Source organism: Pseudomonas sp. 8Z (assembly GCF_902506535.1).
Lineage (GTDB): Bacteria > Pseudomonadota > Gammaproteobacteria > Pseudomonadales > Pseudomonadaceae > Aquipseudomonas.
Map to the genome: position 1 here is coordinate 606876 of NZ_LR733824.1, position 21174 is coordinate 628049.

Annotated in this window: 19 protein-coding genes, 2 CRISPR repeat arrays and 1 riboswitch; of the genes, 16 read left to right on the forward strand and 3 right to left on the reverse strand. The window is 63.0% G+C overall.

The window, feature by feature from the left end; genetic code table 11:
• Window positions 1–51: 51 nt before the first annotated feature.
• On the forward strand, window positions 52–1701 hold the full coding sequence (locus AERO9A_RS02735; protein ID WP_159970374.1) for an acyl-CoA dehydrogenase family protein: 1650 nt from the start codon (window positions 52–54) through the stop codon (window positions 1699–1701).
• A gap of 84 nt (window positions 1702–1785) precedes the next feature.
• Window positions 1786–2668: a CRISPR direct-repeat array (repeat unit 29 nt; unit sequence GTGTTCCCCGCGCCAGCGGGGATGAACCG).
• Window positions 2669–2829: 161 nt separating this feature from the next.
• On the opposite strand, the gene AERO9A_RS02740 is transcribed toward AERO9A_RS02735, so the two are convergent.
• On the reverse strand, window positions 2830–3162 hold the full coding sequence (locus AERO9A_RS02740) for a type II toxin-antitoxin system HicB family antitoxin (protein ID WP_159970375.1): 333 nt from the start codon (window positions 3160–3162) through the stop codon (window positions 2830–2832).
• On the reverse strand, window positions 3159–3413 hold the full coding sequence (locus AERO9A_RS22665; protein WP_159970686.1) for a type II toxin-antitoxin system HicA family toxin: 255 nt from the start codon (window positions 3411–3413) through the stop codon (window positions 3159–3161). Before AERO9A_RS22665 ends, AERO9A_RS02740 begins: the two co-directional genes overlap by 4 nt.
• Window positions 3414–3685: 272 nt before the next feature.
• On the opposite strand from AERO9A_RS22665, the gene cas3 reads away from it, so the two are divergent.
• The 14 genes from cas3 (at window position 3686) to AERO9A_RS02815 (ending at window position 18760) form a co-directional block, all read left to right on the forward strand.
• Complete coding sequence (gene cas3 / locus AERO9A_RS02750; protein ID WP_159970376.1) at window positions 3686–6361, forward strand: CRISPR-associated helicase Cas3'; 2676 nt, start codon at window positions 3686–3688, stop codon at window positions 6359–6361.
• Window positions 6362–6408: 47 nt separating this feature from the next.
• Window positions 6409–6660, forward strand: coding sequence for a type II toxin-antitoxin system Phd/YefM family antitoxin (locus AERO9A_RS02755; RefSeq protein WP_159970377.1), 252 nt, complete (start codon window positions 6409–6411; stop codon window positions 6658–6660).
• The gene (locus AERO9A_RS02760) at window positions 6660–7085 is read left to right on the forward strand and encodes a type II toxin-antitoxin system VapC family toxin (RefSeq protein WP_159970378.1); all 426 of its coding nucleotides are present in this window, start codon (window positions 6660–6662) and stop codon (window positions 7083–7085) included. Before AERO9A_RS02755 ends, AERO9A_RS02760 begins: the two co-directional genes overlap by 1 nt.
• Window positions 7086–7191: 106 nt before the next feature.
• Window positions 7192–8733, forward strand: a complete 1542-nt coding sequence (gene casA, locus AERO9A_RS02765) for a type I-E CRISPR-associated protein Cse1/CasA (RefSeq protein ID WP_159970379.1) — start codon at window positions 7192–7194, stop codon at window positions 8731–8733.
• Window positions 8730–9272, forward strand: a complete 543-nt coding sequence (gene casB / locus AERO9A_RS02770) for a type I-E CRISPR-associated protein Cse2/CasB (RefSeq protein ID WP_159970380.1) — start codon at window positions 8730–8732, stop codon at window positions 9270–9272. The genes casA and casB overlap by 4 nt, the downstream gene beginning before the upstream one ends.
• Window positions 9273–9282: 10 nt before the next feature.
• Window positions 9283–10425 carry a type I-E CRISPR-associated protein Cas7/Cse4/CasC gene (gene cas7e / locus AERO9A_RS02775; protein ID WP_159970381.1) on the forward strand — a complete coding sequence of 381 codons (1143 nt, stop codon included), beginning with the start codon at window positions 9283–9285 and terminating at the stop codon, window positions 10423–10425.
• Between the two features lie 2 nt (window positions 10426–10427).
• Window positions 10428–11090, forward strand: coding sequence for a type I-E CRISPR-associated protein Cas5/CasD (gene cas5e, locus AERO9A_RS02780; RefSeq protein WP_159970382.1), 663 nt, complete (start codon window positions 10428–10430; stop codon window positions 11088–11090).
• Window positions 11065–11679, forward strand: coding sequence for a type I-E CRISPR-associated protein Cas6/Cse3/CasE (cas6e, locus tag AERO9A_RS02785; protein WP_159970383.1), 615 nt, complete (start codon window positions 11065–11067; stop codon window positions 11677–11679). The genes cas5e and cas6e overlap by 26 nt, the downstream gene beginning before the upstream one ends.
• Before the next feature lie 25 nt (window positions 11680–11704).
• A complete protein-coding gene (locus AERO9A_RS02790; RefSeq protein WP_159970384.1) occupies window positions 11705–12526 on the forward strand; it encodes a KilA-N domain-containing protein in 822 nt (273 codons plus the stop codon).
• 2 nt (window positions 12527–12528) lie between these two features.
• Complete coding sequence (gene cas1e, locus AERO9A_RS02795) at window positions 12529–13455, forward strand: type I-E CRISPR-associated endonuclease Cas1e (RefSeq protein ID WP_218580124.1); 927 nt, start codon at window positions 12529–12531, stop codon at window positions 13453–13455.
• Window positions 13455–13754 (forward strand): type I-E CRISPR-associated endoribonuclease Cas2e, encoded by a 300-nt coding sequence (cas2e, locus tag AERO9A_RS02800; RefSeq protein WP_159970385.1) that lies wholly within the window; start codon window positions 13455–13457, stop codon window positions 13752–13754. Before cas1e ends, cas2e begins: the two co-directional genes overlap by 1 nt.
• A 65-nt stretch (window positions 13755–13819) precedes the next feature.
• Window positions 13820–15129: a CRISPR direct-repeat array (repeat unit 29 nt; unit sequence GTGTTCCCCGCGCCAGCGGGGATGAACCG).
• 41 nt (window positions 15130–15170) lie between these two features.
• Window positions 15171–15374, forward strand: a riboswitch (cobalamin riboswitch).
• Window positions 15375–15425: 51 nt separating this feature from the next.
• Window positions 15426–16106, forward strand: coding sequence for an energy-coupling factor ABC transporter permease (locus AERO9A_RS02805; RefSeq protein ID WP_159970386.1), 681 nt, complete (start codon window positions 15426–15428; stop codon window positions 16104–16106).
• A 99-nt stretch (window positions 16107–16205) separates the two neighbouring features.
• Window positions 16206–17678 (forward strand): AMP nucleosidase, encoded by a 1473-nt coding sequence (amn, locus tag AERO9A_RS02810; protein WP_159970387.1) that lies wholly within the window; start codon window positions 16206–16208, stop codon window positions 17676–17678.
• 272 nt (window positions 17679–17950) lie between these two features.
• Window positions 17951–18760: a hypothetical protein gene (locus tag AERO9A_RS02815; protein WP_159970388.1), complete on the forward strand. Its 810-nt coding sequence runs from the start codon at window positions 17951–17953 to the stop codon at window positions 18758–18760.
• A 1-nt stretch (window position 18761) separates the two neighbouring features.
• On the opposite strand, the gene AERO9A_RS02820 is transcribed toward AERO9A_RS02815, so the two are convergent.
• Complete coding sequence (locus AERO9A_RS02820; RefSeq protein WP_159970389.1) at window positions 18762–19730, reverse strand: threonine dehydratase; 969 nt, start codon at window positions 19728–19730, stop codon at window positions 18762–18764.
• An 80-nt stretch (window positions 19731–19810) separates the two neighbouring features.
• Here AERO9A_RS02820 and AERO9A_RS02825 point away from each other — a divergent pair, with 80 nt between their 5' ends.
• Window positions 19811–21154, forward strand: a complete 1344-nt coding sequence (locus AERO9A_RS02825) for a PLP-dependent aminotransferase family protein (RefSeq protein ID WP_159970390.1) — start codon at window positions 19811–19813, stop codon at window positions 21152–21154.
• Window positions 21155–21174 lie beyond the last annotated feature (20 nt).

Below are 21174 nucleotides of genomic sequence, written 5' to 3' on the forward strand. Positions count from 1 at the left end.
GAAGCTTGCTTCACTGCGGCCATGCGCCCTGGCCGCCAAGGAAGCTACGTGATGACCCCAAATTTGCACGCCGAAACTCATGCCGTGTTCAACCAGGTGCCGAGCCTGGACGGCGCCAACCTCTATCGCCTCGACCTGCCGCTACAAGAATGGATTCGCCGCTATGACGGCGCCTGGGCCCATGAGCGCCTGCACGCCTATGGCGCGCTGGCCGGTGGCACGCTGATGCAAGCCGGCTTTCTCGCCAATGAGAACAAACCGGTGTTCAAGAGCCATGATCGGTATGGCAACCGCATTGATCTGGTCGAGTTTCACCCGGCCTACCATGAACTGATGCGTACAGCGGTCGAGCACGGCCTGCCGTCGTTGCCCTGGACAGACCCACGCGCCGGCGCTCATGTCGCCCGCGCCGGGCTGACCTACCTGCACAGCCAGGCCGAGGCGGGCAGCGGCTGCCCGTTGACCATGACCTTCGCCGCCGTGCCCGCCATCCGTCTGCAGTCCAACGTGGCCGAACAGTGGCTGCCGAAGGTCCTCGCCACCGAGTACGACCCGCGCAACCTGCCGATGGAGCAGAAGCTCGGCGTCACCATCGGCATGGCCATGACCGAGAAACAGGGTGGCACCGACGTACGCGCCAACACCACCCGCGCCTACCCCATCGGCCAGGGCGGGCCAGGGCAGGGCTACGAGCTGGTCGGGCACAAATGGTTCTGCTCGGCGCCGATGTGCGACGCCTTCCTTACCCTGGCCCATACCGACAAGGGCCTGTCGTGCTTCCTGCTGCCGCGCCATCGCCCGGACGGCTCGCGTAATGCGTTCTATATCCAGCGCCTGAAAAACAAATTGGGCAACTGGGCCAACGCCTCCAGCGAGGTGGAATATCGCGGCGCCTTTGCCTGGATGCTCGGCGAGGAAGGGCGCGGCGTGCCGACCATCATCGAGATGGTGGCCATGACCCGCTTCGACTGTATGGTCGGCTCCAGCAGCCTGATGCGTCAGGCTCTGACCCAGGCCGCGCACCACTGCGCCCATCGCCAGGTGGGCGGCAAGCTGCTCGCCGACCAGTCGCTGATGCAGAACGTGCTCGCCGACCTGGCACTGGAGAGCGAAGCCGCATTGGCGCTTTGCATGCGTATGGGGCGCGCACTCGACCATTCGCATGATGCTCAGGAAGACAAGTTCGCCCGGCTGGTCACTGCCGTGGGCAAATACTGGATCTGCAAGCGCGCACCGGAAATGATCTATGAGGCCAGCGAGTGCATGGGCGGCGCCGGTTACGTCGAGGAAACCATCATGCCGCGCCTGTACCGCGAGGCACCGGTCAACTCCATCTGGGAAGGCTCCGGCAACGTGCAATGCCTGGACGTGCTGCGCGCCCTGTCCAAGGAGCCAGGTGTGCTCGATGCACTGTTCGATGAGTTGGGCGATGGTCACGGCGATGCCCGCCTCAAGGCACATATCCAGCGCCTGAAGGCCGATTTTGCCGATACCGCCGACATCCAGTACCGCGCCCGCCAACTCACCGAGGACATGGCCGTGGCCCTGCAGGCCAAGTTGCTGCTGGAGGCGGGCAACAGCGTGGTCAGCGATGCCTTTATCGCCAGCCGCCTGGAGGGCCGTGGCCGGGTCTACGGCACCCTGCCGCGTGGGGTCGACGTCGAGGCGTTACTGGCGCGCAGCACGCCGAATCTGTTTTGATGCCAGAGCGATCTTTAACAAGGAAAAGTTGGTAGATTTTTAGCGGCTGATTTTTCCCTTTGGGGACAATCGGTTACGCTAAGTGTGTTCCCCGCGCCAGCGGGGATGAACCGCGCAGCCAGTGGTCAGGTTCTAACTGGTCGACGTGTTCCCCGCGCCAGCGGGGATGAACCGTCAATAAGCTGCTGAGCCTCGCCGGTAATGTTGTGTTCCCCGCGCCAGCGGGGATGAACCGTGCTCAGCCGCCTCAAGCGCGACTTCGACTTCCGTGTTCCCCGCGCCAGCGGGGATGAACCGGCTGACTTTCGGAGCCTCTGGCTCAGTGGACAGTGTTCCCCGCGCCAGCGGGGATGAACCGAAATGCAGTCGCTGTACACTGATGGGAAGCACGTGTTCCCCGCGCCAGCGGGGATGAACCGTAGGCCCGACATCTACCGGATCCGCTGGCCTTGTGTTCCCCGCGCCAGCGGGGATGAACCGTCACCCATTCCGAGCGTGGCAGGCATTAGCAGGTGTTCCCCGCGCCAGCGGGGATGAACCGCAGATGATCGAAATACGCTTTACATATAGGGCGTGTTCCCCGCGCCAGCGGGGATGAACCGTGTGGAACGCCTGCAAAGGCCTCGATGTGCTGGTGTTCCCCGCGCCAGCGGGGATGAACCGCCATGGTTTTTGAGGCTTGGTGGCAGGATGTTGTGTTCCCCGCGCCAGCGGGGATGAACCGTACGGGGCAAAAACCTAGTTGCGCCACTAATGGTGTTCCCCGCGCCAGCGGGGATGAACCGGGCGTGCTGGGCCAGACCATGACCGCCGACGAGTGTTCCCCGCGCCAGCGGGGATGAACCGTCCTGCGCGGCCAGCTCGATAGCGGCGCTGAAGTGTTCCCCGCTCAGCGGGGATGAACCGCCTTCGCGCAGATCGTGCTTCAGGTACTTGAAGTGTTCCCCGCGCCAGCGGGGATGGAGCGCAATGGCAAATTCAAGGAGTCGCTCGAAGTGAGGCCTTGTAGCGGCTGTCGGCGCGGCCTTTGTGGGGGGCTTGCTCCTAGCGACTGTTGAGCACGCTGCGGTGCTCGTTGAATTGTGGTCGAGGGATGCTTCTGCGCTGGTGAGTGTGATCGTGCAGTTGTCAGGCATGTGCCTCGCGATCCAGCACGTCCACCACCCATTGATTGATACTTTTGTGAGCCAATTCGGCTTTCACGGCGACCGACGCATGAAGCGCGGGCTCCAGGCGCAGGCTGAGTTTGCCGGAGTAGGGTTTTTGTGGCGAGCGCTCTAGTTTGGCGCAGGTTTCGAGGTAATCGTCGACAGCTTCTTCAAAGGCACCGCGAAGTTCTTTTACCGACTCACCATGGAAACCCACTACATCGCGAATCCCTGCGATATGGCCAATGAAGAGACCATCTTCATCGCTGTATTCGATGCGAGCGGCATAACCTTTGTAATTCATTGCGTTCATGGGGTGACTCCTGCTTGCTCAAGGAAGGCCCGAGCATCACGAACCTGGTAGGGCTTGGCTTCCTTGTCGGGGTGGGGGCGGTGAAAGGTGCCGATCACGCCGTTCAGCTCAAAGCGCTCTCTGGAGCCATTGCCCTCGATAGTCCTGGCGCCAGCCGCTATAAAAAGAGACTCAATGCGAGCCCATTCAAGCGAACTGGAGGCTGGCTTGGCGAAGATGGCTTGCAGAGTGTTTTTCGGTTTATTGTTCATGGTATCGAACTTTAATACCGCGGTGAGTGCGCTACAAGTATTTGCATGGTCCTGCTTGAGTCGCAGGTGGTGACTTCCTGCTATTCGCATTTGCAGGGATGAGTGCCGCAGCGCTGCACCGCCTCTGGCGGCTCTACACATTCCTGCTAACGGGGCAAGTGCTGCACTGATTTTCTTGCAGCAGCGATGCATTTTCGATGCCTGCGATTGTCTGTCGCTGGCGATGGTGGCACTTTGTTTCAAGTCGAGTTTCATGATGCAAGGAGTGCCAGATGAAAGGATTCGCCGATCTCAGCGACCAGGCCCGCCGCCTCTGGGCCAAGAGTGGTGAAGGCTACGGCCATGGTGTGCTGGCGCATTTGCTGGACGTGGCTGCGGTGGCCGAGCGGATGCTGGCTCATGAGCCTCCGAGCACACTGGATTGGGCCGCTCAGGCGTTGGGCCTGGGGCGTGAGCATGTTGCGCGTTGGGTTGCCTGCCTGGTAGGCCTGCATGACTTCGGCAAGGCCATCCCCGGCTTTCAGGACAAGTGGTTCGAAGGGCGACAGGCCGGTGAGGCGCTTGGGCTGGCCTTTCCCGACCGTGCCCTGGGTGTTACCGACCATGCTTGCGCCAGTGCAGCGTTGCTCTGGGAGCACTTGCCTGGCCAGGGTATCGGCCATCTGTTGTGGATTCGCCATGTGTTGCAGGCCATCAGCGCCCACCATGGCTACAACTTCAACCAAAGCGAATTCAATCGGGCCAAACCGGCGTTCGAGCCACCGGCCTGGAGCGAGGCGCGTCGGCAGATATTCGCGGCTTACTGGGGCGTATTGGCGCCACAGGGCACTCCGCAGACCGAGGCCTTGTCGCAGCCAGCGGTGCAATGGCTGGCAGGCTTGACCAGCGTGGCTGACTGGATTGGCTCCAACCCCGAATGGTTTCCCTTGGGCGAGCGCCACGCGCTGCTGGCCGAGCATCATGTTGATGCCTGCTTACGCGCGGATCAGGCATTGCAGCAGATCGGTTGGCGAGTCTTTCAGCCTTTGTTGAAAGACTCGTCCACAGCGGATCATCTGATCGCACAGATCGTCCAGCGCCCGAAGCTGACGGCGCGACCTTTGCAGCGCGAGGCTGATCGCTTGCTCGGTGGTGTACAAGGCCCGGCACTGCTGCTGGTCGAGGCGCCGATGGGTGAGGGCAAGACCGAGCTGGCCTTTCTCGCTCACCTGCGGCTGCAGGCGGCCAACCAACATCGTGGCCTGTATGTCGCGCTGCCGACGCAGGCCACAGGCAATGCATTGTTCAACCGTGCTTTGACCTTTCTCCATGGCTTCTCGGGCGATACGGCGCTGGACGTGCAACTGGTACATGGTGGCGCCGGGCTTAACGAACAGGTGCTGGCGCTACGGGGCATTTATGGTGCCGAGGGCGAGAGCGTGTCCTCGTCGGCCTGGTTCTCTCAGCGCCGCCGCCCGCTGCTATCGCCTTATGGCGTTGGCACTGTGGATCAGGCGCTGTTCGCCACACTCAACGTCAAACACCATTTCGTGCGCTTGTGGGGTTTGAGCAACCGCGTGGTGGTGCTCGATGAAGTACATGCCTACGACACCTACACCAGCGGCCTGATCGAAGCCTTGCTGCGTTGGCTCAAGGCGATGGGCAGTTCGGTAGTGTTGATGAGCGCTACCTTGCCGGCGCCGCGTCGCGATGCCTTGCTACGTGCCTGGGGCGTTGCCCCGGAGAGCGCGCCCGATCTGAGCTATCCGCGTCTGTTGTTGGCCGATGATCGTGGCCTCAAGGGTGGCACCTGTGCTTCGCGGCCACTGCCGCCGATTCACCTGCAGGCCGTGGCGGAAGATGTCGACAGCCTGATCGCCAAGGCCTGTGTGCTGGTGCAGCAAGGTGGTTGCGGCGCGCTGATCGTCAATACCGTGGATCGCGCGCAAAGCCTTTACCTAAAACTCAAGGCTGAACTGGGCGATGAGGTTTCGCTGCTGCTCTTTCATGCGCGCTTCCCGGCCAATCAGCGCAGCGAGCAGGAAAAGGCCGTGCTGGCGCGTTTTGGTGAGGGTGGCGCGCGCCCGGCCAGGGCTTTGCTGATCGCCACCCAGGTGGCCGAGCAGAGCCTGGATATCGACTTCGACTTCATGCTTACTGACCTAGCGCCGGTGGATCTGATTCTGCAGCGCGCCGGTCGTCTGCATCGCCACCAGCGCGAGCGCCCCGAGGCACATCGGCAGGCGACCTTGTATGTGGCGGGGCTGGCGCCCGAAGCCTTGCCCGATCTCAAGAGCACGGCCTGGGAATACGTCTATGAGCCCTACATCCTTGGGCGCACCTGGGCGTTGCTGTCGCGTGAGCAGGAATTACACCTGCCACAGGACATCGACCGGCTGGTGCAGGCGGTGTATGACTGCGAGGATTTACCGGCGGATCTGGCCGAGGCGGATCGTGCCTTTATCGAGGATGAGGCCTACGGCAGTTACTTGGGCAAACGGCAGACCGAGCGCATGATGGCCCGCAACGTCGCCATCGACCCCGAGGCCGAACCGCAGAACGCCTACACCCAGAAAAATCGCGGTTATGAAGAGGGCGAGGAAGGCTTGGGGCTGCCCAATTACACCCGCCTCGGTGACGACTCGGTAACGCTGATACCCGTGCATGAAGTGCCCGGTGGCTGGAGCCTGACACCAGGTGGCGAGGCCTTCGACCCCGATCAGCCGCTGCCCAACGCGCTGGCCAAACAGCTCCATGCCCGCCAGCTAAAAACCTCACGCACCGCTTTGGTCAAGCATACGCAGGCGTTGGAGTCGCGGCGGTCGTTCAATGAGCATCCGTTGCTGCGTCATCTCAAGCCGCTGGTACTGATCGATGGCTGCCTGCAGATCGGGCGTTTGACGGTGCGTCTGGAGGATGAATTGGGCTTGGTCTATCAGCGCGGCGCAGCTAGTGGCTTGCCCGAATGATGATCAGGCGTATCATGTAGGCATGTTTCTACATTTCTAGGTGCGCCATGCAAACCATCCTTACCAGTCGCGAGTTCAATCAGGACACCAGTGGCGCCAAGCGCGCTGCTAATCGGGGGCCGGTCTTTATCACGGATCGTGGCAAGCTGGCCCATGTGCTGCTGAGCATCGAGCAATACCAGCGTCTGACCGGCGGCCCCGGCAGCATCATCGATCTGCTGGCCATGCCGACAGTCGAGGACATTGAGTTCGAGGCGCCGCGTGCGCAAGGTTTGTCGCGCCCGGCGGACTTGAGCTGATGTTCGTCCTCGACACCAATGTCGTGTCCGAACTGCGCAAGGCCAAGAGTGGCAAGGCCGACCCGCGCCTGGCGGCCTGGGCTCAGCGTCTGGTGCCGGGGCAGTTGTTTATTTCCGCTATCACCGTGCTTGAGCTGGAAACCGGCGTTTTGCTGGTGGAAAGACGCGACCCGCAGCAGGGCAGCCTGCTGCGCTCCTGGCTCGATGGCCACGTATTACCTGGCTTCGCCGGTCGCATCCTGCCGGTCGACGCCGCCGTGGCGCAGCGCTGCGCGCAATTGCACGTTCCCGACCCTCGGGCCGAACGCGACGCGCTGATCGCGGCCACGGCATTGGTGCATGGCATGACGGTCGCCACACGCAACGTGGCGGACTTTCTGCCCACGGGCGTGGCACTGGTCAACCCCTGGGAGTTTGCCGGTTGAATTGATTTGACTCATGCCGTAGTGGCACTTTGTCTGCTTTACTGCAGGCCTGTTAGATTCAGGGAGAGGGATATGGAATCGTGGCAACAGGGAATGGGGGATAGGCATGAGTGAGTCTTTCAATCTGCTCGACGAGCCATGGCTGGCGGTACGGATGCACGATGGGCAGGTGCGTGAGCTGGGCTTGTTGGCGCTCTTCGAACAGGCCGGCGAGATCAGTGCCCTGGCGGAAACCTCGCCGCCGGGCCTGATCGCTCAATACCGGCTGTTGCTGGCTATTACCCACCGCGCCATCAGCCAGGCGCAAGGGCGCTGGACGGATGCCGAGCGTGTGCGCTGGTATCAGAACGGGCTGCCGCTGGCCGCCATTCGCGACTATCTGCAGCATTGGCGCGAGCGCTTTTGGTTGTTCCATCCGCAGTACCCCTTCATGCAGGTGGCGGCACTGGCTGACGCCGACGAAACCCGCGACAAGCTCAAACCCTGGACGCAAATCTCCCTGGCCAGCGCCAACGGCAATGCGCCGGTGGTGTTCGATCACTCCTGTGACCTGGCGCCGCGCAGCATCGCAGCCGCCGATGCGCTGCGTACCTTGCTGGGCTTTCTGCAATTCACGCCCGGCGGCCTGGTCAAGACGCTGCGCGACTCCGACAAGGCAGGCGCCTTGGCCAATACGGCAGCGGTAATGCCGGTGGGCGATTCACTGGGGCAAAGCTTGTGCCTGGCTCTGCACCCGCCGACTCAAACAGGGCATGAAGACCTGCCCGCCTGGGAGCGCAACGCGCCGAGCATTGCCCAGTTGCGTGGCGACCCTGAGGTGGCGACTGGCCCCAATGATCGCTACACCCGGCAAAGCCGAGCAGTTTTGCTATTGGCGGACGATGAACAGCGTGTGCAGTGGATTCGCTTTGCCGCTGGTTTGGCTCTGGGCGACGACGTGCAGGCCCCCGACCCAATGGCCAGCTACCGGGCCGGCAGCAATAGCCTGGTGCGCCTGAGCTTCAGCGAAGGCCGTGCCTTGTGGCGCGACTTACCCGCGTTGTTGCCGGATGCCGAAGGCAAGACCTCGCAGCCTGCGGCGGTGCTGGAGTGGGCGGCCAATCTGCAACTTTTCCTGGGCAGCGGTGTGCAACCGTTGCTGATCGCAGGCTTGGCCAGCGATCAGGCCAAATTGCTGCGCTGGCGCTCCGAACGCATCGCACTGCCGTCCAAATTGCTGGCTTCCGCCGATCACGCCAACGAGCTGCGCCGCTATGTGCGCGATGCCGAAGAGTTGTTTACCGCCTTGCGCAAGCTGGCCACCGGCATGCTCGCCGAAACCCTGCCCGACCCCGGCAGCAAGGACACCTGGGCTCGTGCCCGTAGCCTGATCGATGCCGGGCCAGCGGGCGCCTTGTACTTCGCCAGTGCCGAGCGCCATCTGGGCCATGCCATGGCGCTGTTGGGCAACGACGAACTGGACGAGGCCGAAGCACTCTGGCGCCAGAGCCTGCATGACGCCGCCCGTGATGCCTGGCAGGCCGTGTTGGCCGGCTTGGGCCGAGGCGCCAAAGCTCTACGTGCCGAGGCACGTCATCATTCACGTCTGCTGGGGCTGCTTGCCCCGTTGCGGGCGACTCCCACACCTGACAAGGAGGTTCGCGCATGAGTGAGTTCGCGCAGAGCTTTATCGCCCATTTGCAGCGCCTGCAAGAGCGTGACCGGGGCGCCATCGCCACCTTGCGCCGCAGCCTGAGCTTCGAGCCGGGTAGCTATCCGCCGGCTTATCCCTATGTGGAGCGCTTCGTCGCGGTCGAGCGGCATGCTCAGGACGCTTCGCGCCTGGCGCTGTATCTGACGGCGGGCCTATACGCCGCTCATCCTCATCATGGTGCGCGAAGCCTGGCTGCCAGCCTTGGCGAACTGATGCGCAAGCGTGAAAGCGCCAGCATCGAGCAACGCTTCGTCGCCTTGCTCGGTGCCGATGCGGAAAACCTGGCGGTGTATCTGCGCCAGATCATCAGCCTGTTGGCCGCCGATGATCGCCCGCTGGACTACGCCGTGCTGCTGCGCGACCTGAGCGTCTGGCTCAACCCCTATATCGATGCCGAGCGCCGCGACAACGTACGCCAGCGCTGGGCGCGGGACTTCTATCGTGCGCTGGCGACGCCTGCTGCCGAATCCACCGAACAAGCTGTCAACGACTGAGAGGGACATCATGAGTCTGTTTGTCGAGTTTCACCTGATCCAGAACTTCGCCCCATCCAACCTCAACCGCGATGACACCGGTGCGCCCAAGGATGCTCTGTTCGGTGGTCATCGCCGTGCGCGGGTCAGCAGCCAGTGCTTCAAGCGCGCCATTCGCCTGGCGGCGCAGGAGCATGAGCTGGTCGCCCCGGAGTATCGCGGCGTGCGTACCAAGAAGCTCAAGGCGCTGTTGCTGGAGCGTCTGGTTGGGCGTGATCCGCTGGAAGCCGAAGGCAAGATCGAAGTTGCCCTGGCCGCTGCTGGTCTCAAGCTCAAAGACGACGGCAAGACCGAGTACCTGCTGTTTCTCGGCGAAGCCGAAATCGCGGGTTTCGCTGCGCTGATCGAACAGCACTGGGACGAACTGGCCGGAGCCCCGGCGGGTGGCGAGAAGAAAGGCAAGAAGGAAGCCAAGGCCAGCGCCCCGGCAGATGTGGTGAAAAAGGCCAAGGCCCTGCTCGACGGCGGCAAGGCCGTGGACGTGGCGCTGTTCGGGCGCATGCTCGCCGACATGCCGGAGGTCAACCAGGACGCTGCCTGCCAGGTCGCCCATGCCATCAGTACTCATCGCGTGGAGCGTGAGTTCGACTACTTCACCGCCGTCGACGACAAAGGCGGGCCGGACGAAACCGGCGCCGGCATGATCGGCCAGGTGGAGTTCAACTCCGCCACCTTGTACCGCTATGCCGTGGTCGATGCTGGCAAGCTGCTCGGCAACCTGCAGCAGGATCGCGAACTGACCCTGTCCGCCCTAGAGGCTTTCACCCAAGCCGTGGTGCGCGCCATCCCAACGGGCAAGCAGAACACCTTCGCCGCACATAACCTGCCGAGTTTCGTCGGCGTTTGTCTGCGCCACGCCGGCCCGCTGAACCTGGCCAATGCCTTCGAGAAACCCATCGCTGCCCGTCAGGATGCATCGTTGACTGGGCTGTCGGTCAGCGAGTTGGCCAAGCATGAGGGCAAGCTGGCGGCGGTCTATGCCGATGCCCGCGATCAGTGGGCGTATCTCGATCTGAGCGACGCCTGGCCTGCGCAGAAGGGCACTCAGGTGCAGAACCTGAGTGAGCTGGCGGCCTGGGTACGCACGCAGGTTGCCGCGCAACTGGAGGGTTGAGCATGGCCACCCTGTTGCTGCGTTTGCAGGGGCCGATGCAATCCTGGGGCACCACCAGCCGCTTCGATGAGCGCGATACCCAGTTGGAGCCTTCCAAATCGGGTGTGCTTGGGCTGGTCTGTGCGGCCCTGGGGCGGGATCGGCATGAGCCGGTCGAGGATTTGGCGGCCCTGCGCATGGGCGTGCGTGTCGACCATGAAGGCGCGCCCATGCGCGATTACCAGACAGCGACCGGCGTATTGATCGCCACGGGTAAGTCGGACTTGCGACGCACCGTGGTCAGCCCGCGCTATTACCTGTCGGATGCGGCCTTTCTGGTCGGTCTGGAAGGGGCGGATGAAGACCTGCTGACGCGCATTCACGCCGCCTTGCGCGCCCCGCACTGGCCGTTGGCGCTGGGACGCAAGAGCTTCGCGCCGGGCATGCCTGTCTGGCTGCCCGATGGCTTGTCGCCCCTGCCGCTGGAGACAGCGCTGGCGCAATACCCAAGGCTAAGCAGTGCGCGCCGAGACGACTCACAGCCAACCCTGCGTTGCCTGCTGGAAGATGCTCAGGAAGGCGCCGTCCGCCTGGATCAGCCGGTCGCGCCTTTTGCCGAACGTCGTTTCGGCCCACGTTACGTGAAATCGGGAGTGCTACATGTACCTGACCAGACTGACGCTTGACCCGCGCAGCGCCCAGGCGCGGCGTGACCTGGCCGATGCCTACGAGATGCACCGTACGCTGGCCCGTGCCTTCGTGCCCGATGAGCAGAGTACTCCGGCGCGTTTTCTCTGGCGTCTGGAAGCGGGCAGTAATGCCTGGGCAAGCCCTGTGGTGCTGGTGCAATCGGCGCAGGCTGGCGACTGGTCGGCCTTGCAGGTGCTGCCCAATTACCTGCAGCGCGAGATCGAAAGCAAACCGCTCGATCTCCAATCCTGGGTCGAGGGCGGGGTGCGCTACCGCTTTCGTCTGTTGGCCAATCCAACCGTGACGCGCCAGGGCAAACGCTATGGCCTGGTGGGCGAGCAGGAGCAACTTGCCTGGTTGAGTCGTCAGGGCGAGCGCCATGGTTTCGCGGTCGAAGCGGCCCTGGTCACGGCCAGCGATATGCTGGCAAGCCGCAAGGGTGACAGCCGCATCAGCTTGCAACGGGTGTGCTTCGAGGGGCGCTTGCAGGTGCGCGAACTGGCGGCCTTCAGTCGTGCGCTTGAACAAGGCATCGGCCCGGGCAAGGCATTCGGCTGTGGGCTGCTCAGCGTGGGGCGCGGCTGATTCTGGAGCAGAAATGGAGGGCTGCATGAAAGCCAAGCTGCAGGTGCTTGAGCAGGACATCAATACGCATATCAAGGATGGGGTTGAGTACATCTCCATAACGGATATCGCGCGATACAAAAACGCGGATCGAATTGATGACTTGATCCGCAACTGGTTGCGTAATCGCAATACCCTCGAGTTTCTGGGGATCTGGGAGCAACTCAATAACCCCGATTTTAAACCCGTCGAATTCGACGGGTTTAGAAAGCAGGCAGGGCTTAATAGCTTCACCCTGACCCCCAAGCAGTGGATCGAGCAGACCGGTGCTGTTGGCTTGGTTTCCAAAGCTGGGCGTTATGGTGGCACCTTTGCCCAAAAGGATATTGCCTTCGAGTTTGCCAGTTGGATTTCGGTGGAGTTCAAGCTCTACCTGATCAAGGAGTTTCAGCGGCTCAAGGAGCAAGAGTTTCAGCAGTTGGGTTGGGATATTCGCCGCAACCTAGCCAAGGTCAACTACCTGATCCATACCGATGCCATTCGCGAGAATCTGATTCCCGAAACCTTGAGCGCACAGCAGATCAGCTTCGTTTATGCCAGTGAGGCCGACCTGTTGAACGTGGCATTGTTCGGCGTCACCGCTCGACAATGGCGTGATGCCAACCCAGGACTGAAAGGCAATCTGCGTGATCATGCCGACGTCCATCAATTGGTCTGTCTGGCCAACCTGGAATCGATGAACGCGCACTTCATCAGTGAAGGGCTGCCCCAGTCCGAGCGCCTGCTGAAATTGAACGAGCTGGCTATTCGGCAAATGCGCGTATTGGTCGAAGCTACTCGGCAGCCATTGCTCGATGAAGGCGTCTGAACATGGCCGGTAACCTGCTGCCTCCGCTCAAACCCCTGCCGATGAAGGATCGGGTGTCGATGATCTTCGTCCAGTACGGGCAGATCGACGTGCAGGACGGTGCTTTCGTGGTCATCGACAAGACCGGCGTGCGTATGCACATTCCGGTCGGTTCGGTGGCCTGCATCATGCTCGAACCCGGCACGCGGGTTTCGCACGCTGCCGTGCACCTGGCTTCCACCGTCGGCACCTTGCTGGTGTGGGTGGGGGAGTCCGGCGTGCGCCTGTATGCCAGTGGTCAGCCTGGCGGAGCGCGGGCGGATCGCTTGCTCTATCAGGCCAAGCTGGCGCTGGACGATGAGTTGCGGCTCAAGGTGGTGCGCAAGATGTACGAGCTACGCTTTCAGGAGCCAGCACCGGCTCGACGTAGCGTCGAGCAGTTGCGCGGTATCGAGGGCGCCCGCGTACGCGAAACCTATAAGCTGCTGGCCAAGCAATGCGGCGTCGACTGGCGGGCGCGCAACTATGGCCGCAACGAATGGGATGCAGCGGATATCCCCAACCGTTGCCTGTCGGCAGCCACCTCCTGCCTGTATGGCATCACCGAGGCCGCCGTGCTGGCGGCAGGCTATGCGCCGGCGGTGGGCTTCATCCACACCGGCAAGCCGTTGTCCTTCGTCTACGATATCGCTGACCTGTTCAAGTTCGAGACCGTTGTACCGCTGGCCTTTCGCATCGCCGCCAAGACACCGCACCAGCCCGAGCGTGAAGTGCGGCTGGGCTGTCGTGATCTGTTTCGTTCCAGCAAGATCCTCGGCAAGATCATCCCCATCATCGAAGAGGTGCTGTCGGCAGGCGGGATCTCGCCGCCCGAGGCGCCGCCGGAGTCCGTGCCACCGGCGATCCCCAACCCGGAAAGCATCGGCGATGCCGGGCACAGGGCGCAGTAATGAGCTTTCTGGTCGTGGTCACCGAGAACGTCCCGCCACGCCTGCGTGGGCGCATGGCCATCTGGCTGCTGGAAGTACGGGCTGGTGTCTATATCGGTGATGTCTCCAGGCGTACCCGTGAAATGATCTGGGAGCACCTGAGCAAGGGGCATGAAGATGGCAACGTAGTGATGGCCTGGGCGAGCAACCATGAGTCGGGGTATGAGTTCCAGACGCTTGGGCCAAACCGCCGCCTCCCGGTGGAGTTCGACGGCCTGCATTTGGTCGCTTTTTACCCTCCTGAAACACCCGATCTTTAACAAGGAAAGTTGGTAGATTTTTAGCTGCTGATTTTTTCTTTTGGGAACAATTGGTTACGCTAAGGGTGTTCCCCGCGCCAGCGGGGATGAACCGTCCGCCAGTCTAAAACCCACATGGCCCGACTGGTGTTCCCCGCGCCAGCGGGGATGAACCGTTCATGCTCACAATCATGTATGAGGAAATTTTGTGTTCCCCGCGCCAGCGGGGATGAACCGAGATTGCTCAGAAGTGGGCGCGCAATAAGGCGGTGTTCCCCGCGCCAGCGGGGATGAACCGCCCATATGTAGCTACCGCGCTCTGGAACCTTCGTGTTCCCCGCGCCAGCGGGGATGAACCGTCTACGGGTGATAATTGCGGTGCTGATAGCTAGTGTTCCCCGCGCCAGCGGGGATGAACCGCAACGCCCCTCCCCTTGGAGCTGCTGCTGGTGGTGTTCCCCGCGCCAGCGGGGATGAACCGGCAAGATCATTGTCGAGTGCTACGGCAAATCGGTGTTCCCCGCGCCAGCGGGGATGAACCGCTCGAAATGTGGCGCGGCGCGGGCATGGACGGGTGTTCCCCGCGCCAGCGGGGATGAACCGTCAGGGAACTTGGCCCAGGCGTCGAGCTGTGCGTGTTCCCCGCGCCAGCGGGGATGAACCGTTGGGATAGTGCTCCAGGACGTAGCAGACAGCGTGTTCCCCGCGCCAGCGGGGATGAACCGCCAGAGAATTGACTCCGGCTCTTGCTGGTACGGTGTTCCCCGCGCCAGCGGGGATGAACCGCCATCCGTACCGGCCTTAGCCGCGAACAGACAGTGTTCCCCGCGCCAGCGGGGATGAACCGAAAACGGCGATTTGATCCGCGCAGGCGGTGAGGTGTTCCCCGCGCCAGCGGGGATGAACCGCCGGTGAGGATGTTGGATGCGATGTCTGCGGTGTGTTCCCCGCGCCAGCGGGGATGAACCGTTCGATAAGGACAATCGCCAGCACCAGCAGCAGTGTTCCCCGCGCCAGCGGGGATGAACCGCAAAGGCCGTGGTTTTCTCAAACTTAGGCAATGTGTTCCCCGCGCCAGCGGGGATGAACCGGCACGCAAGCGCAGCGTACTGCGGCTGCCGAGGTGTTCCCCGCGCCAGCGGGGATGAACCGTTCGCTTCTATAAAGTCAGCAGTCTGCCGGGCGTGTTCCCCGCGCCAGCGGGGATGAACCGTCCGCAGTCGGTCATCATGTCAAAGTTAAGCTGTGTTCCCCGCGCCAGCGGGGATGAACCGAAGCTGAAAGCACTTGGCTTTGAAATGGCCAAGTGTTCCCCGCGCCAGCGGGGATGAACCGGGGGCGAAAGTAGCACGCCGCGTACTCTCCACGTGTTCCCCGCGCCAGCGGCGATGAACCAAGCTTGCCGCCCAGACGTGCTGTTTTTTCCCTGGTCAGGCGCGTAATCTGGCGCGCGATGGTTCTGCGTGCACGTACGTGACGCGGATGAAAAGGGAACAGGGTGCGGCGAATTCCGCCAATGCCCTGGCTGCCCCCGCAACTGTAAGCGGCGAACGATGCCCCTATGCCACTGACTTTGGTTGGGAAGGTGGGCGAAGTGCCAAGCCGTGAGCCAGGAGACCTGCCATCGACAACGGGCGTTGTGCCCACCCTCCATCCGAATCGTCGCGCGGTGGGCGCGGCCAAGGAACTTGCATGCATATCGAACCGGGTGTCGTTGAAGGCGCCAAGATCTTTCTCAGCTACGCAACGGCAGTCGGCGCCTTTGGCCTGACGGCCAAACTGGCGCGTGATGCCATTCGTGACAACGGCGGGGTAAGCGCTCTGGCGCTGCGCAGCTTGCTGACCTCGGCGCTGGTGTTCTGCTTTTTCGAGGTATTGCCGCACCATGCGGTGGGCGTTTCCGAGGTGCACCTGATCCTCGGTTCGACCTTGCTGCTGTTGTTTGGCGCTGGTGCTACTGCCATTGGCCTGGCAGCGGGTCTGCTGTTGCAGGGCTTGCTGTTCGCACCGTTCGACTTGCCGCAGTACGGCATGAATGTCACCACGCTGCTGGTGCCGTTGTGGGCGATCAGCGTGCTGGCCAAGCGCGTTGTCTCACCTGGCACCGCTTATGTCGAGCTGTCCTATAAGCAGGCGCTGGCGCTGTCGAGCGTCTATCAGGGCGGCATCGTCGCCTGGGTCGGCTTCTGGGCCTTCTACGGCCACGGCTTCACCAGCGATAACCTGGCTGCGGTGGGCAGCTTCGGCCTGGCCTATATGAGCGTGATTCTGCTTGAACCGCTGATCGATCTGGGCGTACTGGCGGCGGCCAAGAGCTTGTCAGGTTTTAGCCGGGGCCCGCTGTTCAACGTGCGTTTGCACCAGGCGGCCTGATGATGGCGGTGTGGCGACCGACTCGCTCGGTCGCCACGCTATGTTTTGCCATGCAGTTACAGGCAAGATAGAGGCGTTCGTTCAGCCAGGAAGACGCCTGTGAAAGCCTGCTCCGATGATTTTGTCGTTGTCCACACTCCCGAAGAGGCGGTCGATCGCCTTGCCGCGTTGTACCACGAGGCCACTGGGGCGCTGAGCCATGCGCTCAAGCGTTATCTCAAGGCGCGCGTGAGCCCGGATGCCAGCGAGCATTGCCTGTTCCGTTACCCTGAACTGCGTTTGATCTACCTGTGCCAGGGTGAGGTGCCGACCACTGTGCGTGCCTACGCCAAGGTGCAGGTGCCGGGTACTTACGCGATTACCGTGACCCAGCCGTCGGCGTTTCGCAAATACCTGCTGGAGCAACTGCGCCCGCTGATGAATGACTTCACCTTGCGTGTGGAGGTCGGTCGCAGCCAGCAGAATATTCCCTATCCGTATGTGGTCGAGGGCGGCGATGAGCTGGCTGGCAGCGGCGTGACTGCTGCCGAGCTGGCGCGGGTGTTCCCCAGCACCGACCTGTCTGCCGCCACCGATGGCACGGCCGATGGCCTGTATGACTGGGAGAATATCGACCCGCTGCCGCTGGCGCTGTTCGACGCCGCGCGTACCGACTTTTCGCTCAAGCGCATTCAGCACTACACCGGCAGCGATTGGCGCCATGTGCAGCCGTGGATTCTGCTGACCAACTATCACCGTTACGTCGACCAGTTCATTCGCCATGGCCTGGACATGCTGGTGGGCGACTCGCGCTTCACGCGCATGGTGTTGCCGGGCAATGTGGTGATTGAGCGCGGCATGAACGAAGGCGAGATGCAGGCGATCATCGAGAATGTGGTCTGGCATCGTTACCAGATGCCGGCCTATCACCTGCAGGCTGCCGATGGCCACGGCATCACCCTGGTCAATATTGGCGTCGGCCCGTCCAATGCCAAGAACATCACCGACCACCTGGCCGTGCTGCGCCCCAACTGCTGGTTGATGATTGGTCACTGCGGCGGCTTGCGTCAGTCGCAGACCATCGGCGACTACGTGCTGGCCCACGCCTACATGCGCCGCGACGGCATTCTCGACCGCGTGCTGCCGCCGCACATTCCGCTGCCGGCGTTGGCCGAGGTGCAGCAGGCGCTGCAGGAGGCTGCCAAGTTGATCACCGGCGAAGAGGGCGATGAGCTGAAAAAGCGCCTGCGCACCGGCACCGTGCTGACCTATGACGACCGCAACTGGGAGCTGCGCTGGGCCCAGGAGCGACCGCTGATCAACCTGTCACGCGCCGTAGCGGTGGATATGGAGAGTGGCACCATCGCCGCCCAGGGCTATCGCCTGCGGGTGCCCTACGGCACGCTGCTGTGCGTGTCGGATAAACCGCTGCACAGCGAGATCAAGCTGCCGGGGGCGGCGGGCGCCTTCTACGAGCGTGCGGTGACGCAGCACCTGCATATCGGCATCGCCGCCCTGGAGCTGATGCGCAGCCAGCTCAACTCGCTGCATTCGCGCAAGCTGCGCAGCTTCGACGAGCCGCCGTTCCGCTGATGTTTTTAGAACCTGTTCACCAGGTTCGTCGGTTTTGGCAGTTTGGTGAAAGCGGCCGCTCGCGATCTTGTAGGAGCGGCTTACCCAAATAAAGCTCGGGGCTGAAGCCCCTCCTACATGTTCATCAACTGCTTTTGCCTTTTCAGGTGCATAAAGATCGTGAACAGGTTCTGAGGGGCGTGGCCTGACGCACAATCTGGCCACGCCCTGGCGGCGCTGGTCGGTGCTCTGGTTTAGACTCGCCCTCGTCATGGATGAAGGAGGTAATACGCATGGAACAGGCCCGTCTGCTGCTCACCGCTTTGTGGCAGCCCTTCAGTTTCTTCAGTCTTTTTTCTTGCATCGCCCTGGCTCTGCTACTGGGTGCGGCTGGCGGGTTGCTGCTGGCATTCAAACTGCACCACTCGGGCTGGTTGGCGCGCAACGCGTCCTGGCACCATGGGCTGCTCAAACTCTACTTTTTGCTCTTGCCGCTGGCTGGAGGTCTTCTCGGCCTGCAGGGCGGCCTGTTGTACGGCAGTCAGCAGCAGCTCTATCGCCATCTCGACAGTTTTACGCCCGCGCTGCAGGTGTTGGCCGATGATACCTGGCGTGATTTTCAGGCGTATGTCGAGGTTCAGGATGAGCAGAGTCTGATGGTGCTACGCGGCAGTAGCATTCAGGACGTGCTCAACCAGATGGCGCGTGATTATCTGCACCGCGAACGTCTGCTGGCCGCGAGCGAACGTGCCGATGCATCGATGCTGGAGCATATGGCGTTGGAGCTGTTCGACCGCTTGCAGGTGAGTTTGCTGGGTAAGGCCATCGGTGAGTTGGTGGTCGACAAAAGCTCAGCTTACAGCGGGCTCAACAAGCAGGTGCTGACGCAGGTACTGGATGCGCGTATCGAACAGTTGTTTCAGGCCGAGTTTCTCCTGGCGCTGCTCAAGCGCCAGCTCACTCAAATTTTCAAGCCGTTGTACATGGCTCTGTTGCTCCAGATCGGCTTGCTGCTGGTGCTGATAGCGGCAGAGTGGGGCGTGTCGCGCGGGTTGCGGCAGACGCCCACTCGTCGTTCAGCGGGGCCTGTGTCGTTGCTCTGAGTCAGGCGACTACGGCCTCGCCGCGCAGTAGTTCGGCCAGGGCCGCGCGATCGATATTGGCGCCGCTGAGCACGACCGCCACGCGCTCGCCGACATTGCGCTCGCGTTCTTGCATCAGGGCGGCCAGAGCCGCCGCACCAGCCCCTTCGGCGAGGTTGTGGGTGTCCTCGTGGTAGGCGCGGATGGCGCAGCGAATCTCCTCGTCATCAACCCGCACGATACGCGCGGCACCGGTGCGGATGATGTCCAGCGCCAGTTGCTGCGGCTGGCGGCAGGCCATGCCGTCGGCCAGGGTCTCGGCGCGTTCGGTTTGCACCAGGCGGCCTTGCTCGAAGCTGCGTGCATAGGCGTCGGCGCCGCTGGCGACCACGCCGATGATCTCGGTGTCGAGGCCAAGCAGGTCGCGAGTGCGGATCATCCCGCAAATGCCCGAGCCTAGGCCGATGGGCACATAGACCCGGCGCAGACTTGGCACCGCTTCCAGCAGCTCCAGGGCGTAGGTGGCTACGCCGCGCACCAGATCCTCATGCAGCGATGGCACCCCGTGCAGGCCGTCGCGTTCTGCGATGCGCGCGGCCTCGGCGCGGGCCTCGTCGAAGTCACGGCCATGCTCGATCACCTCGGCGCCGAGGGCGCGCATGGCGGCGTTCTTTTCACGTGCATTGCCGTGCGGTACCAGAATGCGAATAGCCAGGCCCGCGGCGCGCGCCGCCAGCGCCAGGCTTTGACCATGATTGCCACGGGTGGCGGTGACCAAGCCGCGCACCTGCGGCTCGCGGCGTAGCAGGGCATCGATATACACCAGCCCGCCGCGCACCTTGAAGGCGGCGGTGGGCGCGTGGTTCTCATGCTTGACCCAGACCTCGCAGCCCAGCCGTTGGCTCAACAGCGGCCAGGCCAGTTGCGCAGTGGCGGCCATATGGCGGTGAACCAGTTCAGCGCTTTGGCGCAGTTGGGCAAGGTCGAACATGACGGGCACTCCGGGTGGCGTTGACCATGATGCTAGTGCGGCGCATTGTATGGGTAAATCTTTATATTGCATGGCAAGCAATGTGGCTCCCAGACCTTAGCGACAGCCCCTTACCCACCTATTTGGCACTGGTCGAGGCCATTGCCAGCGCGATTGGTCGCGGCGATCTGCTGCCCGGTGAACGCCTGCCGCCGCAACGGCGCCTGGCCTGGACGCTGGGCATCAACCCGAGCACGGTGATGCTCGCCTACCGTGAGGCGGCGCGTCGGCATTTGGTGTCCGGTGAGGTTGGCCGTGGCACCTATGTGCTGGCCAGCAGCCGCGAAGCGAGTTTGTTTCGCCTCAAGCAATCGAGCGCAAAGGGCGCGCTGATCGACCTGTCGACTAACGTGCCAGTGCATGATCCGAGCAACCGTGACCTATCCGCCTGCCTCGCTGATTTGGCGGCGCGTGGCGAATTGGATGCACTGCAGGCTTACCCTTCGGCGGCGCTGGTCGAGCGCACGCACCTGGCCGCTGCCGCCTGGCTGCGCCGACGTGATCTGGAGTTGGCGCCAGGCGGCCTGTTGCTCTGTGCGGGCGCGCAGCAGGGGGTGTCGGCGGCGTTGCTGGCGCTGTGCGAGGCCGGTGAGCCGATTCTGGTGGAGCGCTACACCGCGCCGGGGATCAAGGCCGCCGCGCGGCAGTTGCGTCTGCCGCTGCATGGCGTGGCGATGGACGCGCACGGCATCCTGCCCGATGACCTAGACCGCCAGGCCAGGGCCACCGGCGCGCGCGTGGTGGTACTGACGCCCTGTCTGCAAAACCCCACCGGCGCCTGCCTGGATGCCGAGCGCCGCGCGGCCATTGCCGAGGTGGCGCGGCGTCGCCGTTTGTGGGTCATCGAGGATGATGTCTACGGCGTGCTTGGCAGCGAGGCGCCGTTGGCGGTGCAACTGCCCGAGCGCTGTCTGCTGATCAGCAGCCTGTCCAAGAGTGTCGCACCAGGCTTGCGTCTGGGATTTATCGCCGGGGCGCCTGAGTTGCTCGAACGTATCGACTGCGAGGCGCAGGCCACGCGCTGGGCGGTGACGCCGTTGAGCCTGGCGCTGGCCTGTGAGTGGATCGAAAGCGGCGTGGCGCAGCAGCGCCTGGCCTGGCAGGTCGAGGAGTTGCAGCAGCGCTGGCGCTTGGCCGCGCGCGTGCTGGGGCCGCGTATGCCGCAGGGCAGGGCGGTGGCGCCGCATCTGTGGCTGGATGTCGAGACGCCCGCCGGGTTGGCTGATGCTTGCCGGTTGCAGGGGGTGGACGTGGTGCCGGCTGAGGTCTTCGCGGTCGAGGCTAATCCAATACGCGCGGTACGCGTTAGCCTGGCCGCTGCGGCCAGCCGGGTTGAGCTCAAGCAGGCGCTGGAGGGGATCGTCGCGGCCTGGCCTATAGCCTGATGCCGCACGTCTGCCCCCGC

Bases quoted from the DNA above. Each gene is read 5' to 3' on its own strand.
- AERO9A_RS02735 (WP_159970374.1), top strand. From the start codon at position 52: ATGACCCCAAATTTGCACGCCGAAACTCATGCCGTGTTCAACCAGGTG.
- AERO9A_RS02740 (WP_159970375.1), bottom strand. From the start codon at position 3,162: ATGAACGCAATGAATTACAAAGGTTATGCCGCTCGCATCGAATACAGC.
- AERO9A_RS22665 (WP_159970686.1), bottom strand. From the start codon at position 3,413: ATGAACAATAAACCGAAAAACACTCTGCAAGCCATCTTCGCCAAGCCA.
- cas3 (WP_159970376.1), top strand. From the start codon at position 3,686: ATGAAAGGATTCGCCGATCTCAGCGACCAGGCCCGCCGCCTCTGGGCC.
- AERO9A_RS02755 (WP_159970377.1), top strand. From the start codon at position 6,409: ATGCAAACCATCCTTACCAGTCGCGAGTTCAATCAGGACACCAGTGGC.
- AERO9A_RS02760 (WP_159970378.1), top strand. From the start codon at position 6,660: ATGTTCGTCCTCGACACCAATGTCGTGTCCGAACTGCGCAAGGCCAAG.
- casA (WP_159970379.1), top strand. From the start codon at position 7,192: ATGAGTGAGTCTTTCAATCTGCTCGACGAGCCATGGCTGGCGGTACGG.
- casB (WP_159970380.1), top strand. From the start codon at position 8,730: ATGAGTGAGTTCGCGCAGAGCTTTATCGCCCATTTGCAGCGCCTGCAA.
- cas7e (WP_159970381.1), top strand. From the start codon at position 9,283: ATGAGTCTGTTTGTCGAGTTTCACCTGATCCAGAACTTCGCCCCATCC.
- cas5e (WP_159970382.1), top strand. From the start codon at position 10,428: ATGGCCACCCTGTTGCTGCGTTTGCAGGGGCCGATGCAATCCTGGGGC.
- cas6e (WP_159970383.1), top strand. From the start codon at position 11,065: ATGTACCTGACCAGACTGACGCTTGACCCGCGCAGCGCCCAGGCGCGG.
- AERO9A_RS02790 (WP_159970384.1), top strand. From the start codon at position 11,705: ATGAAAGCCAAGCTGCAGGTGCTTGAGCAGGACATCAATACGCATATC.
- cas1e (WP_218580124.1), top strand. From the start codon at position 12,529: ATGGCCGGTAACCTGCTGCCTCCGCTCAAACCCCTGCCGATGAAGGAT.
- cas2e (WP_159970385.1), top strand. From the start codon at position 13,455: ATGAGCTTTCTGGTCGTGGTCACCGAGAACGTCCCGCCACGCCTGCGT.
- AERO9A_RS02805 (WP_159970386.1), top strand. From the start codon at position 15,426: ATGCATATCGAACCGGGTGTCGTTGAAGGCGCCAAGATCTTTCTCAGC.
- AERO9A_RS02815 (WP_159970388.1), top strand. From the start codon at position 17,951: ATGGAACAGGCCCGTCTGCTGCTCACCGCTTTGTGGCAGCCCTTCAGT.
- AERO9A_RS02820 (WP_159970389.1), bottom strand. From the start codon at position 19,730: ATGTTCGACCTTGCCCAACTGCGCCAAAGCGCTGAACTGGTTCACCGC.
- AERO9A_RS02825 (WP_159970390.1), top strand. From the start codon at position 19,811: ATGTGGCTCCCAGACCTTAGCGACAGCCCCTTACCCACCTATTTGGCA.